The sequence below is a fragment of the Acidovorax sp. BoFeN1 genome (assembly GCF_003345135.1).
GTDB lineage: Bacteria > Pseudomonadota > Gammaproteobacteria > Burkholderiales > Burkholderiaceae_C > Acidovorax > Acidovorax defluvii.
Genome location: NZ_QOZT01000013.1, coordinates 49,828 through 62,624, shown reverse-complemented (window position 1 = coordinate 62,624; position 12,797 = coordinate 49,828). Strand labels below are relative to the sequence as shown.

At 63.9% G+C, this 12,797-nt stretch carries 14 protein-coding genes and 1 pseudogene; 14 read left to right on the top strand and 1 reads right to left on the bottom strand.

Going from position 1 to position 12,797, the window contains the following annotated elements; genetic code table 11:
- The first annotated feature begins 83 nt into the window (after nt 1-83).
- The 14 genes and pseudogenes from DTW89_RS20045 (at nt 84) to DTW89_RS05405 (ending at nt 12,180) form a co-directional block, all read left to right on the top strand.
- Nucleotides 84-1,410: pseudogene (locus DTW89_RS20045) on the top strand (sodium:solute symporter family protein).
- A 70-nt stretch (nt 1,411-1,480) separates the two neighbouring features.
- Entirely contained in the window at nt 1,481-1,828 is a 348-nt protein-coding gene (locus DTW89_RS05465) for an FmdB family zinc ribbon protein (protein ID WP_114655187.1), read from the top strand.
- An 8-nt stretch (nt 1,829-1,836) separates the two neighbouring features.
- Complete coding sequence (locus DTW89_RS05460; RefSeq protein ID WP_024814216.1) at nt 1,837-2,463, top strand: DUF502 domain-containing protein; 627 nt, start codon at nt 1,837-1,839, stop codon at nt 2,461-2,463.
- 40 nt (nt 2,464-2,503) lie between these two features.
- Complete coding sequence (aspS, locus tag DTW89_RS05455; RefSeq protein WP_024814217.1) at nt 2,504-4,318, top strand: aspartate--tRNA ligase; 1,815 nt, start codon at nt 2,504-2,506, stop codon at nt 4,316-4,318.
- 68 nt (nt 4,319-4,386) lie between these two features.
- Complete coding sequence (locus DTW89_RS05450; RefSeq protein ID WP_114655186.1) at nt 4,387-5,304, top strand: restriction endonuclease; 918 nt, start codon at nt 4,387-4,389, stop codon at nt 5,302-5,304.
- 70 nt (nt 5,305-5,374) lie between these two features.
- Nucleotides 5,375-5,869 (top strand): dihydroneopterin triphosphate diphosphatase, encoded by a 495-nt coding sequence (gene nudB / locus DTW89_RS05445; RefSeq protein ID WP_024814219.1) that lies wholly within the window; start codon nt 5,375-5,377, stop codon nt 5,867-5,869.
- On the top strand, nt 5,866-6,615 hold the full coding sequence (locus DTW89_RS05440; protein ID WP_024814220.1) for an endonuclease/exonuclease/phosphatase family protein: 750 nt from the start codon (nt 5,866-5,868) through the stop codon (nt 6,613-6,615). Before nudB ends, DTW89_RS05440 begins: the two co-directional genes overlap by 4 nt.
- 7 nt (nt 6,616-6,622) lie before the next feature.
- Nucleotides 6,623-7,840 carry a cardiolipin synthase ClsB gene (gene clsB, locus DTW89_RS05435; protein WP_114655185.1) on the top strand — a complete coding sequence of 406 codons (1,218 nt, stop codon included), beginning with the start codon at nt 6,623-6,625 and terminating at the stop codon, nt 7,838-7,840.
- A 115-nt stretch (nt 7,841-7,955) separates the two neighbouring features.
- The gene (gene folE / locus DTW89_RS05430) at nt 7,956-8,681 is read left to right on the top strand and encodes a GTP cyclohydrolase I (RefSeq protein WP_024814222.1); all 726 of its coding nucleotides are present in this window, start codon (nt 7,956-7,958) and stop codon (nt 8,679-8,681) included.
- Nucleotides 8,682-8,683: 2 nt separating this feature from the next.
- A complete protein-coding gene (locus DTW89_RS05425; protein ID WP_024814223.1) occupies nt 8,684-9,106 on the top strand; it encodes a BLUF domain-containing protein in 423 nt (140 codons plus the stop codon).
- Between the two features lie 214 nt (nt 9,107-9,320).
- Nucleotides 9,321-10,163: a DUF429 domain-containing protein gene (locus DTW89_RS05420; RefSeq protein ID WP_114655184.1), complete on the top strand. Its 843-nt coding sequence runs from the start codon at nt 9,321-9,323 to the stop codon at nt 10,161-10,163.
- Nucleotides 10,164-10,269: 106 nt separating this feature from the next.
- Nucleotides 10,270-10,548, top strand: coding sequence for a hypothetical protein (locus DTW89_RS05415; RefSeq protein WP_369795410.1), 279 nt, complete (start codon nt 10,270-10,272; stop codon nt 10,546-10,548).
- A gap of 108 nt (nt 10,549-10,656) precedes the next feature.
- Nucleotides 10,657-11,298: a LysE family translocator gene (locus DTW89_RS05410; protein WP_114655183.1), complete on the top strand. Its 642-nt coding sequence runs from the start codon at nt 10,657-10,659 to the stop codon at nt 11,296-11,298.
- A gap of 147 nt (nt 11,299-11,445) precedes the next feature.
- Nucleotides 11,446-12,180, top strand: a complete 735-nt coding sequence (locus DTW89_RS05405) for a histidine phosphatase family protein (RefSeq protein ID WP_114655182.1) — start codon at nt 11,446-11,448, stop codon at nt 12,178-12,180.
- Here DTW89_RS05405 and DTW89_RS05400 read toward each other — a convergent pair.
- Nucleotides 12,167-12,793, bottom strand: coding sequence for a hypothetical protein (locus DTW89_RS05400; protein WP_114655181.1), 627 nt, complete (start codon nt 12,791-12,793; stop codon nt 12,167-12,169). The genes DTW89_RS05405 and DTW89_RS05400 overlap by 14 nt on opposite strands.
- Between the last annotated feature and the right edge of the window lie 4 nt (nt 12,794-12,797).

Below are 12,797 nucleotides of genomic sequence, written 5' to 3'. Positions count from 1 at the left end.
CCATCGCCATTGGCCTGGTTGCCGCCAAGCGGGTAAAGAATTCCGCCGATTTTGCGATTGCCGGGCGCCATTTGCCGCTGTACATGATCGTCACCACCACGTTTGCCACCTGGTTTGGTTCGGAGACGGTGCTGGGGATTCCCGCCAAATTTATCGAGGGCGGGCTGGGCAATGTGGTGGAAGACCCTTTCGGTGCGGGTTTCTGCCTGATTCTGGTGGGCCTGTTCTTTGCGGGCAAGCTCTACCGCATGACGCTGCTGACCATCAGCGACTACTACCGCGAGCGCTATGGCCGCGTGGTCGAGGTCGTGTGCTCGCTGATCATCATGCTGAGCTACCTGGGCTGGGTTTCGGCCCAGGTCACTGCCTTGGGGCTGGTGTTCAACCTGCTGTCTGGCGGGGCCATCAGCATCCCCATCGGCATGACGATCGGGGTGGTGTCGATCCTGGCATACACGCTGTTTGGCGGCATGTGGTCGGTGGCTGTCACGGACTTTATCCAGATGATCATTCTCGTGGTGGGGCTCACGCTGATCGCCGTGTTCGCGGGCAACATGGCCGGCGGTGCGGACAAGGTCATCGAGCTGGCCTCCAGCCGTGAGTTGTTCCGCTTTTTGCCAGAGCCCAGTTTCCACGATATCGCGTTCTTCATTGCCGCCGCCATCACGATGATGTTTGGCTCGATTCCCCAGCAGGACGTTTTTCAGCGGGTGATGTCGGCCAACAACATCCAGGCCGCCACGCGGGGGCCCCGTGATTGGCGGCATCTTCTACATCCTGTTTGCCTTTGTGCCGATGTTTCTGGTGGCCAGCGCGCTCATCATCATGCCGGCCGAAACGGCAGAGCTGCTCAAGGACGATCCGCAAAAGGTACTGCCCACGCTGGTGCTGGAAAAAATGCCTTTTGTCATGCAGGTGCTCTTTTTTGGCGCACTGCTGTCGGCGCTCAAGTCCACAGCGTCGGCCACGCTGCTGGCCCCCAGTGTGACGTTCACAGAGAACATCTGGCGCCAGTTCCGCCCGCACGCCTCGGACCAGCAGCAACTGCGCACCATGCGCATCACCACGCTGGTGTTCAGCGGCCTGGTGCTGGCCTACGCGATTCGTATGGAAGGTACACCCATCTATGAACTGGTCTCGGGCGCTTACCAGGTGCCGTTGGTCGGCGCCTTTGTGCCCCTGGTGTTCGGTCTGTACTGGAAACGGGCCACCACCCAGGGCGCGGTGTTTGCCATCGTGCTGGGTTTGCTGACCTGGCTGTTGTTTCTGGCAACGCCAGCGGGCGAGGTGTTTCCGGCGCAACTGGCCGGTTTGCTGGCGGCGCTGGTGGGCATGCTGGCGGGCTCGCTCGGCCCCCAGGCGATTGGCAATAGCCATGCAGGGCACCATCGTATGGTGGGAGTGGAATGAGCCCAGGGTGTTGAAGACGGGGCGGCCGCCTATAATTTAAGGTTTTGCACTTTCCCCCAACACTCTCGTCATGCCTATTTATGCCTACAAATGCGGCTCCTGCGGCCATGCCAAGGATGTGCTGCAAAAAATCTCCGATCCTCAGCTCTCGGTGTGCCCCGCGTGCGGCGCCGAAGCCTTCACCAAGCAGGTGACTGCCGCCGGGTTTCAGCTCAAGGGCTCTGGCTGGTATGTGACGGATTTTCGTGGCGGCAACGCTGCCAGTTCTGCCCCCGCCGCTGATGCCAAGAGTGACGGCCAGGGTGCAGTCGCTACCCAGGCTTCTGCGCCCGCCGCAGCCGATACCAGTGCCGCCCCCAAGGCGGCGCCCAGTGCCGCACCGGCCGCCGCTGGTGCCAGCGCCACCTCTTCCGACTGAGCCCTTCCATGTCTGCCTTGCGCAAATGGTTGTTCACCGGCCTGCTGGTGATTGTTCCGGGGGTGATCACCATTGCGGTGCTCAACTGGATCGTGGGTACGCTCGACCAGACTCTGCAGATCCTGCCGCTGGCCTGGCACCCCGACAAGGTGCTCGGATTCCATATCCCCGGCTTTGGCGTGCTGCTGACCCTGCTGATCCTGCTGGTGGTGGGCGCAACGGCCAGCAATTTTGCCGGGCGCAAGCTGGTGCAGTGGGGCGACCGGCTGGTCAGCCGCATCCCGGTGGTGCGCTCCATCTATTCAAGCGTCAAGCAGGTCTCGGATACGCTGTTTTCCGAAAGCGGCAATGCCTTTCGCACCGCCGTGCTGGTGCAATGGCCCCGTGAAGGGGTCTGGACCGTCGCCTTCATCACGGGCACGCCCAACGGTGAGGTGGCAGCGTATCTGCGCGATGAATTTGTCAGCGTGTATGTGCCCACCACCCCCAATCCCACGGGTGGGTATTTTGTGATGGTGCGCAAGAGCGACTGTGTCGAGCTCGACATGAGCGTGGATGCAGCGCTCAAATACATTATTTCGATGGGTGTGGTCGCTCCTTCCGACCCCGCCCTTGCCCCTGTCTCCCCCAAGTGAATCCCCTTTAATGCGCCACAGCGGCGCCGGAAGTTTTGCCATGGCCATGCGTTCCCACTATTGCGGTCTTGTGACCGAAGCCCTTCTGGGCCAAACCGTCACCCTGTCGGGCTGGGTGAATCGCCGCCGCGACCATGGCGGCGTGATCTTCATCGACCTGCGCGACCGCGAAGGCTCGGTGCAGGTGGTCTGCGACCCGGACCGGGCCGAGATGTTCAAGACGGCCGAAGACGTGCGCAACGAGTTCTGCGTGCAGGTCAAGGGCCTGGTGCGCGCACGCCCTGCGGGCACCACCAATGACAGCCTGAGCAGCGGCAAGATCGAGGTGCTGTGCCATGAGCTGAACGTGCTCAACCCGTCGGTCACGCCTCCGTTCCAGATCGATGAGGAAAACCTCTCCGAGACCACGCGCCTCACGCACCGCGTGCTGGATTTGCGCCGCCCCTACATGCAAAACAACCTGATGCTGCGTTACCGCGTGTCCATGGAAGTGCGCAAGTTCCTCGATGCCAACGGTTTCATCGACATCGAAACCCCCATGCTCACCAAGAGCACGCCCGAAGGCGCGCGCGACTACCTCGTGCCCAGCCGCGTGCACGACGGCCACTTTTTTGCGCTGCCGCAATCGCCCCAGCTGTTCAAGCAGCTCTTGATGGTGGCGGGCTTTGACCGCTACTACCAGATCACCAAGTGCTTCCGCGACGAAGACCTGCGCGCCGACCGCCAGCCCGAGTTCACGCAGATTGATATCGAAACCTCGTTCATGGACGAGCAGGAAATCCGCGACATGTTCCAGGGCATGATCAAGACGGTGTTCCAGAACACGCTGAACGTGGACCTGGGTGAATTCCCGGTCATGACATACCAGGACGCTGCCCACCGCTTCGGCTCTGACAAGCCCGACCTGCGCGTCAAGCTCGAATTCACCGAACTTACCGACGTCATGAAGGACGTGGATTTCAAGGTGTTCTCGGGCGCCGCCAACATGAAGGGCGGCCGCGTGGTGGCCCTGCGCGTGCCTGGTGGCTCTGTGGAAGGCGGCGGCATCAGCCGCGGCGAGATCGATGCCTACACCGAGTTCGTCAAGATCTACGGCGCCAAGGGCCTGGCCTACATCCGCGTCAACGAGCTGGCCAAGGGTCGCGACGGCCTGCAATCGCCCATCGTGAAAAACATCCACGACGTGGCCCTGGCAGAAGTATTGAAGCGCACTGGCGCACAAGACGGCGACCTGATCTTCTTCGGCGCCGACAAGGAAAAGATCGTCAACGACGCCATCGGTGCCCTGCGCCTGAAGATCGGCCACAGCGAATTCGGCAAGAAGAACGGCCTGTTTGAAGACCGCTGGGCCCCGCTGTGGGTGGTCGACTTCCCCATGTTCGAGCACGACGAAGAGAACGACCGCTGGGTCGCCGTGCACCACCCCTTCACCGCGCCCAAGGACGGCCACGAGGACTACATGGTCACCGCGCCCGAGAAGTGCATCTCCAAGGGCTACGACATGGTGTTGAACGGCTGGGAGATGGGCGGTGGCTCGGTGCGTATTCACCGCGCCGACGTGCAGCAAAAAGTGTTCGATGCCCTCAAGATCACGCCCGAAGAAGCGCAGCAGAAGTTCGGCTTCCTGCTCGACGCCCTGCAATACGGTGCGCCCCCTCACGGTGGCCTGGCCTTCGGCCTGGACCGCATCGTCACGCTGATGACGGGCGCCGAGTCCATCCGCGACGTGATCGCCTTCCCCAAGACCCAGCGCGCCCAGTGCCTGCTGACCCAGGCGCCTTCCGTTGTGGATGAAAAACAGCTGCGCGAATTGCATATCCGTCTGCGCAATCTGGATGCCGTGAAAGCGGGCTGACCGCACAGCCCTTCGGGCAGAATCAAGGGCGCCCCTGGGCGCCCTTTTTTATTCCGAGATCGACTCTTATGGCCATACCAGACTACGAAACGCTGATGCTCCCGCTGTTATCAAGGTTGGCCGACGGAGAAACCCGTGTTCTGAAGGACGTTATGGCGGAACTGGCCAACGTTTTTGAGTTGTCACCAGAAGACAGGGCGCAGTTGTTACCCAGTGGCGGAACACTTACGTTTGCATCGCGTGTTGGATGGGCAAAGACGTACCTCAAAAAGGCTGGTTTGGTGCAGCAACCAAAGCGTGGTCTTGTTCAAATCACCGATCAAGGACAGGCTGCGCTTGCTCAGAAGCCTGCGCGAATTGACGTCAAGTTTCTTGAGCAGTTTTCCGCATTTCTGGATTTCAGAAATGCGTCGCGGGAGCGGCCTGCACTCGCGGGTGCGGACGATGTGTTGCCCTTGTCCAGTGATCTGACGCCTGATGAGGTGATAGATGCCGCATACCAGAGATCTGTGTTCGCTCTTGCTGATGAGGTTCTGGAACGGGTGAAGGCTTGCTCGCCCATTTACTTTGAGCGGTTGGTTGTGCAATTGCTCATCAAAATGGGCTACGGCGGCAGCCGCGAGGAAGCAGGGAAAGCAGTGGGACGCAGTGGTGATGGCGGTATTGACGGGATCATCAACGAAGACCGTTTGGGGCTGGACGCGATTTATCTTCAGGCCAAACGCTGGGAGGGTGTGATTGGGCGTCCGGAAATCATGAAGTTTGTGGGGGCGCTTGCCGGGCAGCGCGCCACCAAGGGTGTTTTCATCACGACGTCGTGGTTTACGCAAGACGCCAAGGATTACGCGCTCAGCAGCCAGTACAAGGTGGTTTTGATTGATGGTGAGCGGCTGGCCGATCTCATGATCGAGCACGACCTGGGGGTGTCGGTCGCGGCCACCTACCAGCTCAAGCGCATTGACTCTGATTTTTTCAGCGAAGAGTGACCCATGGCCTGCCTGCATCGCAGTTGGTTTGCGCGCGTGTCGCCCCATCGGTCTCTAGCGCCCAAAAACCATGCCGGCTGAACAGGGCGGGGCGCCGGGCAGCGCTTACAAAATCCCCCAATCCGTGCTGGTGGTGATCCACACGCCCGCACTCGATGTGCTGTTGATCCGCCGCGCCATCGATGCCCCCGATGGCCAGGCGTTCTGGCAATCGGTGACCGGCAGCAAGGACAGCCTGCAGGAAGACTGGCGCGAAACCGCCGCGCGTGAGGCGCTGGAGGAAACCGGCCTGTGCGCAGATGCGCCGGGCTGCACGCTGCGTGACTGGGGCCTGGAAAATGTGTACGACATTTACCCAGAGTGGCTGCACCGCTACGCACCCGGGGTGCGGCGCAATACCGAGCGTGTGTTCAGCCTGCAGGTGCCCGCCGCCGTGCCGGTGGTGCTGAGCCCGCGCGAGCACACCGCCTGGGCCTGGTGGCCGTGGCGCGAGGCGGCCGATCGCTGCTTCTCACCATCGAACGCCGAGGCCATCCTGTTGCTGCCACAATTTGCCTACTCATGACCCCATCCCACACCGCATCCGACATTCTGCGCATTGCCACCTACAACATCCACAAGGGTGTTCAGGGCCTTGGCCCGGCGCGCCGGCTGGAGATCCACAACCTGGGGCTGGCCGTGGAGCAGCTCGATGCCGACATCGTCTGCCTGCAGGAGGTACGCAAGCTGCACCGCCGCGAGGCCGCGTATTTTCAGCGCTGGCCCGATGTGCCGCAGGCCGAGTACCTGGCGCCCGAGGGCTACGAGGCGGTGTACCGCACCAACGCCTTCACCAAACATGGCGAGCATGGCAATGCGCTGCTGTCGCGCTGGCCGGTGATCGGGCACCAGCATGAGGATATTTCTGACCACCGGTTCGAGCAGCGCGGCCTGCTGCATGTGGAAGTGGATGCGCATGGCCGCCGTGTGCATGTGATCGTGGTGCACCTGGGGCTGATTCCCGGCAGCCGGGTGCGGCAGGTCGATCGCCTGCAGCAGTTCATCGAGCGCGAGGTGCCCCCGGGCTCGCCGGTGGTGGTGGCCGGTGATTTCAACGACTGGGGGGCACAGATCAAACGCATGCTGTCGGGCTTTGGTCTGTATGAGTTTGATGCGCCGCGTGCCTTCACCTACCCTGCGCGGCTGCCGCTGGTGCAGTTGGACCATGTCTACGTGCGCGGGCTCGAGCCGCTGGGGCTGCATGTGCCGCGGGGGCGGATCTGGTGGCGCATGTCCGACCACCTGCCGCTGATTGCCGAGTTCAAACTTTGACCCGCCGATGACTCGGGTGGCCGATTTCGCCAAAGACCACCGGGTGCACCTGTTGCAGGGCGCGCAGGAGCTGTTTCCCGCCTTGATCGAGGCGATGGATGCGGCGCTGTCCGACATCCAGTTCGAGACCTACATCTTTGACTTCACCGGCGCGGGGGCGCAGGTAGCCGAGGCGCTGATTCGCGCGGCGCAGCGCGGTGTGCGCACGCATTTGGTGGTGGATGGCGTGGGCACCGGGCCGTTGCCAAAGGCGTGGCAGCAGCGCATGAAGTCGGCTGGGGTGCAGGTACGGGTGTATTCACCGCTGGGGCCGCTGGGGCTGCTGCTGCCCCACCGCTGGCGCCGCCTGCACCGCAAGCTGTGCGTGGTCGATGGGCTGGTGGTGTTTTGTGGCGGCATCAATGTGCTGGACGATCTTTACGACCCCAACTACGGCGATCTGGATGCACCGCGCTTCGATTTTGCCGTGCAGGCGACCGGCTCTCTGGCGGCGCAGGCGAGCCGGACCATGGAACTCTTGTGGTGGCGCATGCAGGCGGTGCGCGATGTGCGCCTGAATCGCTTGCCGCAAGCCGTGCGCGACCTGCGCGCCGCCAGCGCCACCCGCCACGCCAGCCAGCAGGACCCGGATGCGCGCGGCATGCGGGCTGCGCTGGTGCTGCGCGACAACGTGCGCAACCGCAGCCGCATCGAAAAGGCCTACCGGCGCGCCATTGGCGCAGCGCGCCACGACATCATCATTGCCAACGCGTATTTCATGCCCGGCGGCAAGCTGCGCCGCGCGCTGATTCTGGCGGCCAAGCGCGGCGTGCGCGTGCAGCTGTTGCTGCAGGGGCGCTATGAATACTTCATGCAGTACCACGCGGCGCGGCCGGTATATGGCGCACTGCTGGCCGCCGGTGTGGAGATCCACGAATACGAACCCAGTTTTTTGCACGCCAAGGTGGCGGTGATCGATGCCCATGGCGACAAGCCCTGGGCCACCGTGGGTTCATCCAACCTCGACCCCTTGAGCCTGCTGCTGGCGCGCGAGGCCAATGTGGTGGTCCAGGATGCCGCCTTTGCCATCGACCTGCGCCAGCGCCTGGTGCACGCCATGCAGCACGCCGGGCGGCGCATGGACCCTGCCCGTTACGCTGGCCGCCCGCTGCGCCAGCGCGTGCTCGATCGCGTGGCCTTTGGCCTGATGCGCCTGGCCTTGTGGGTCACCGGCAACCGATACTGAGCACGGATGGGGTCGTTTGCTATTGAATATATAGCTGCTGACGCTTGCTGCATAAGCGCTAGCGCCCTAAAACCCTTGAAATGATGGGGCGGGCATTCACTGGTAGGATGCAGCCATGTCCAGTCAACCAGACGCCGATATGACGCACTTTCCGCCGGATGAAGGCACGCCTGTTTCCGTGAAAATCCGCGAGCGCATCACTGCGGCGCGCAAACGTTTCAACGCCAACGACAACATTGCCGAGTTCATCCAGCCGGGCGAGCTGGAAAAGCTGCTTGACGAGGTCGAGGTGAAGATGCAGGGCGTGCTCGACAGCCTCGTCATCCACACCGAGGGCGACCACAACACCCAGGCCACCGCGCGCCGCGTGGCCAAGATGTACCTCAACGAGGTGTTCAAGGGCCGTTATGTCGAGCAGCCACCGATCACCGAGTTTCCCAATGCCGAGCACCTCAATGAGCTCATGATCGTGGGGCCGCTCACGGTGCGCAGCGCCTGCAGCCACCATTTTTGCCCCGTCATCGGCAAGATCTGGATCGGCATCATGCCCAACGAGCACACCAACGTGATCGGTTTGTCCAAGTACGCCCGCTTGGTGGACTGGATCATGGGCCGCCCCCAGATCCAGGAAGAAGCCGTGGTGCAACTGGCCGACCTCATCATGGAAAAGACCCAGCCCGACGGCCTGGCCGTGGTCATGGAGGCCAGCCACTTCTGCATGTCCTGGCGCGGCGTGCGCGAGATGGACAGCAAGATGATCAACTCCGTGATGCGCGGCGTGTTCCTGAAAGACAGTGCGCTGCGCCGCGAATTCCTCTCGCTCATTCCAGGAAGGAACTGACCATGTTGGTACGCCTGCTTTACGCCAGCCGCGCGGTGGACACATCGCCCGCCGCCATCGAAGCCATCCTCACCCAGTCGCGCCAGCACAACCCGGGCAGTGGCATCACGGGCATTCTTTGCTATGGCGGCGGGGTTTTCCTGCAGGCCATCGAGGGCGGCCGCTCCGCGGTCAACGAGCTGTATGGCCACATCCAGCGCGACCCGCGCCACAAGAGCGTCGAGCTGCTGCACTACGAAGAGATTGCCGAGCGGCGCTTCGGCGGCTGGACCATGGGGCAGGTCAACCTGTCCAAGATCAACCACTCCATCCTGCTCAAATACTCCGAAAAGCCTGAGCTCGATCCGTATGCGGTGTCGGGCAAGGTGTCATTTGCGCTGCTCGAAGAACTCATGGCGACCGCCTCCATCATAGGCCGCGCCTGAAAGGCGGAGCGCTTTGCTACTGCGCGGCCTGATCTTGCGCCTGTGGTACTCGCCGCACGGGAGTGCGGCTGCGTTCCTCGACGCAAGCTGAGGCCGCTCGCTACGCAAATCGCCCCACCTTTCTGTTTGGGTGAATTTTTTCTGGGTCGCAGGCCGACGTTGTCGGCGCTGCGGCTTTTTGCTTTCCAGCTTCGCTGATTTGTGACAACAGCCCATGACGACAGATTCGGCCATACCCTCATTGCTGCTGGGCTGCGACTTCTCCAGCAGCCCCAGCCGGCGCAAACCCATTGTGCTGGCGCAGGGCCAGCGCGTGGCGGCGCGGGTGCAGTTGCTGGGCCTGGAAACCTTTGACACGCTGGATGGTCTGGCGCGCTGGCTGGCTGCGCCGCGTGCCTGGGTGGGTGGGTTCGATCTGCCCTTTGGCCTGCCGCGCGAACTGGTGCAGGCGCTGGGCTGGCCGCTGCAGTGGCATGCGTGCATGCAGCACTACCGCGCGCTCTCGCGGGAGCAGATTCGCGATGCGTTTGCCGCCTTTTGCGCCGCGCGGCCCGTGGGCGGCAAGTTTGCCCACCGGGCCACCGATGGCCCAGCGGGCTCCAGCCCCTCCATGAAATGGGTCAACCCGCCCGTGGCCTACATGCTGCACGCTGGCGTGCCGCTGCTGCTGGACGCCGGGGTGCACCTGCCCGGCCTGCACCCCGGCGACCCGCAGCGCGTGGCGCTGGAGGCCTACCCCGGCCTGCTGGCCCGCGAAATCCTGGCGCGCCGCAGCTACAAAAGCGACGACCGCACCAAGCAAACGCCCGACCGCCTGATTGCCCGCAAAGACCTGGTGCACGCGCTGGAGATGGGCCAGAGCCGCCTGGGCTTGCGCCTCAAGCTCAGCCACGCCCAGCGCGATGCCCTGGTGGACGACGCCAGCGGCGACCGGCTGGACGCCGTGCTGTGCCTGCTGCAGGCCGCCTGGGCGCAGCGGCGCCACGAGGAGGGCGATGCGCTGTATGGGCTGCCGCCTGGACTGGATGGTCTGGAAGGCTGGATTGTCACGGCATGAGACACGATCCGGATCGGTGCCCCGGGACATGCGCCCCGGTGATGCGTCCCCAGTTGTGCACCCCGGACATGCGCCCCGGACATGCTCCCCATCGTGCTGTCCTACCATGGCATCTTTCACCCACGCCCCACGTCTTGTTCACGCCTTGATGCCCACCATTCACCGAATCTCGCGTCCCCCTGTGTGGATCGCCGTGGCGGCAGGGCTGCTCTGCGCCGCAGCTCTGGCAGCGCCCGCGCCCTGGTATTACTGGCGCAGCCAGGTGGATGGCCAACGCATCTGTGCGCAGACCTCGCCCGGCGTGGGCTGGACGCGTGACAGCGATGCATTTGAAGGCCCCGGCTGCCAGCCGCGCCGCCGCGTGATCGTGGTGCCCATGCGCTGAAGCGGTCGCGTCGGCGGTCTGGGGTCACTTGCCCCCCCGCCTGTGCGGACGGCGCTGTCGTTGACGTTGGCACAATGGACGGTCCCGTCCTCGCAAATTTTCCCAGCCATGCCTGCTTTCGAAACCCTGCTCACGTTCTTTGGCGTATCGGTCCTGCTGGGGCTCACGCCCGGCCCCGACAACCTGTTTGTGCTGCTGCAATCGGCCCAGCGCGGCTGGCGTGCCGGCATGGCGGTGGTGCTGGGCCTGTGCGCGGGCCTGGTGGTGCACACGGCGGCGGTGGCCCTGGGGCTGGCGGCCGTGTTTGCCGCATCGGCCATGGCGTTCACCGTGCTGAAATATTGCGGCGCGGCCTATCTGGCTTACCTGGCATGGCAGGCCCTGCGCGCGCCCGCCGCCACGGCCCAGGAGCCCGCCTCTGCCCCAGGAAACCCGGGTGGCCCTGGTCTGGGGCGCATGGTGGGGCGCGGCATGGTCATGAACCTCACCAACCCCAAGGTGCTGGTGTTTTTTCTGGCCTTTTTGCCGCAGTTCGCCGACCCGGCGCGCGGAAGCGTGGCGCTGCAACTCATGGTGCTGGGGGTGGTTTTCATGCTGGCCACGCTGCTGGTGTTTGGTGCCATCGCCTGCTTTTCGGGGGGCTTTGGGGCGCTGCTGCAGCGCTCGGCGCGCGCGCAGACCGTGCTCAACCGGGTGGCGGGCCTGGTGTTTTTGGGGCTGGCGCTGCGGCTGGCCACGGCCGAGCGCTGAACTGCGGGGTGCCGGCACAGCCCGCCACCCGGGCGGCCGGTGGGGTGGAGCCTAAGGACTATGAAAATCATAGCTGCTTGCGCTTGCTGCATAAGCGCTGGGGCCTGAAACGCTTGTATTTTCATGCATGCGTTTGATAATGGATGCATGACCGAACTCATCCTGATCCGCCATGGCGAAACCGACTGGAACCGCGAGCTGCGCTTCCAGGGCCAGGTGGATGTGCCGCTGAACGCCACCGGGCACGAGCAGGCCCGCCGCCTGGCGCAGCGGCTGGTGGCGGAGCGCCTGGCGGTCGATCACCTGGTGTGCAGCGATCTCATCCGCACGCGGCAGACGGCGCAGCCCGCGCTGGCCGCGTTGCTGCCGCAACTGTCGCTCGATGCCCTGACCGACCCGCGCCTGCGCGAGCAGCATTTTGGTGTGGTCGATGGCATGCGCGTGGACGACATCAAGGCCCGGCACGCGCAAGCATGGGCGCAGTGGCTGCGCTTTGATGCCGATGGTGGCATGCCCGGCGGCGAGACGGCACGGCAGTTTCACGCGCGGGTCATGGAGGCACTGCGCGGCCTGGCCCAGCAGCACGCGGGGCAAACCATCGTCGTGGTCACGCACGGCGGGGTGCTCGACATGGTGTGGCGCACGGCGCGCGGCCTGGGGCTGGGCGGCCCGCGCCAGAGCGACATCCCCAACGCGGGCCTCAACCGCGTGCGCCTGCAAGGCGATGCCATCGACATCGTGCACTGGGCCGACACGCAGCATCTGGCTGATATGCCAGCGCAGCCGGTGTATGACCAGACCCGGCTGCTGGCTGTCGAGGGCGTTACAGGCGTTATAGGCGATACGGGCGCTCAGAGCGCAAAGGGGGTTACGCGCCCTTGACGTCCTTGCCGCCCTTGACCAAGGCCAGATAAGCGCTGCGGGTCTGCGGCGACACCGAATCGACCAGCTGCTCGTAAGGCGTCTTGTGCCGTGCCAGCATGCGCGCCGTGGCGATGGTCTTGGATTTGCAGAACCAGTGGCAGGTGTGCTGCATCAGGAACAGCTCGGCCGACATCGTGAAGGCCTTGTCGCGCGGGGCCAGGTGCGCCCCGTTGCGGACCATGTTCTCGATGCCCCGGGCGTGGATGGCCAGGGCCTTGCGCATGTCGAAGGTGGTGGCGGGAAACAGCTGGCTGGCAAAGGGAATCGCCATGGCAAAGCGGCTGACGCGGGCATCGGCTTCGTTCACCTGGGCGAACTCGGCGGCGAAACGGTTGAACTGCTCGCTCAGCTGGGATTCGGTGGTGGTCAGCAGGCTCCAGATCTGGTCGCGCCGCTCGGGCGTGCTTTCACCGAGCGCCCGCAGATAACCCTCGGTGAGGGCCTCCATGAGTTTTTCGATCTGGTAGTGGCCCAGGTGGCTGGCCAGCAGGGCAATGCGTTTGCGCTGCTGCTGGTGGTTGGCGATGTAACTGCCGATGGCGATCAGAAGGGCGAGGGTGAGAATGTCCATGGCC

What these genes read in the sequence shown, in the direction of transcription:
- aspS (WP_024814217.1), top strand. Translation starts at nt 2,504, where the DNA reads ATGGCCATGCGTTCCCACTATTGCGGTCTTGTGACCGAAGCCCTTCTG.
- folE (WP_024814222.1), top strand. Translation starts at nt 7,956, where the DNA reads ATGTCCAGTCAACCAGACGCCGATATGACGCACTTTCCGCCGGATGAA.
- DTW89_RS05420 (WP_114655184.1), top strand. Translation starts at nt 9,321, where the DNA reads ATGACGACAGATTCGGCCATACCCTCATTGCTGCTGGGCTGCGACTTC.
- DTW89_RS05460 (WP_024814216.1), top strand. Translation starts at nt 1,837, where the DNA reads ATGTCTGCCTTGCGCAAATGGTTGTTCACCGGCCTGCTGGTGATTGTT.
- DTW89_RS05450 (WP_114655186.1), top strand. Translation starts at nt 4,387, where the DNA reads ATGGCCATACCAGACTACGAAACGCTGATGCTCCCGCTGTTATCAAGG.
- DTW89_RS05465 (WP_114655187.1), top strand. Translation starts at nt 1,481, where the DNA reads ATGCCTATTTATGCCTACAAATGCGGCTCCTGCGGCCATGCCAAGGAT.
- DTW89_RS05405 (WP_114655182.1), top strand. Translation starts at nt 11,446, where the DNA reads ATGACCGAACTCATCCTGATCCGCCATGGCGAAACCGACTGGAACCGC.
- DTW89_RS05425 (WP_024814223.1), top strand. Translation starts at nt 8,684, where the DNA reads ATGTTGGTACGCCTGCTTTACGCCAGCCGCGCGGTGGACACATCGCCC.
- DTW89_RS05410 (WP_114655183.1), top strand. Translation starts at nt 10,657, where the DNA reads ATGCCTGCTTTCGAAACCCTGCTCACGTTCTTTGGCGTATCGGTCCTG.
- nudB (WP_024814219.1), top strand. Translation starts at nt 5,375, where the DNA reads ATGCCGGCTGAACAGGGCGGGGCGCCGGGCAGCGCTTACAAAATCCCC.
- DTW89_RS05415 (WP_369795410.1), top strand. Translation starts at nt 10,270, where the DNA reads ATGGCATCTTTCACCCACGCCCCACGTCTTGTTCACGCCTTGATGCCC.
- DTW89_RS05400 (WP_114655181.1), bottom strand. Translation starts at nt 12,793, where the DNA reads ATGGACATTCTCACCCTCGCCCTTCTGATCGCCATCGGCAGTTACATC.
- DTW89_RS05440 (WP_024814220.1), top strand. Translation starts at nt 5,866, where the DNA reads ATGACCCCATCCCACACCGCATCCGACATTCTGCGCATTGCCACCTAC.
- clsB (WP_114655185.1), top strand. Translation starts at nt 6,623, where the DNA reads ATGACTCGGGTGGCCGATTTCGCCAAAGACCACCGGGTGCACCTGTTG.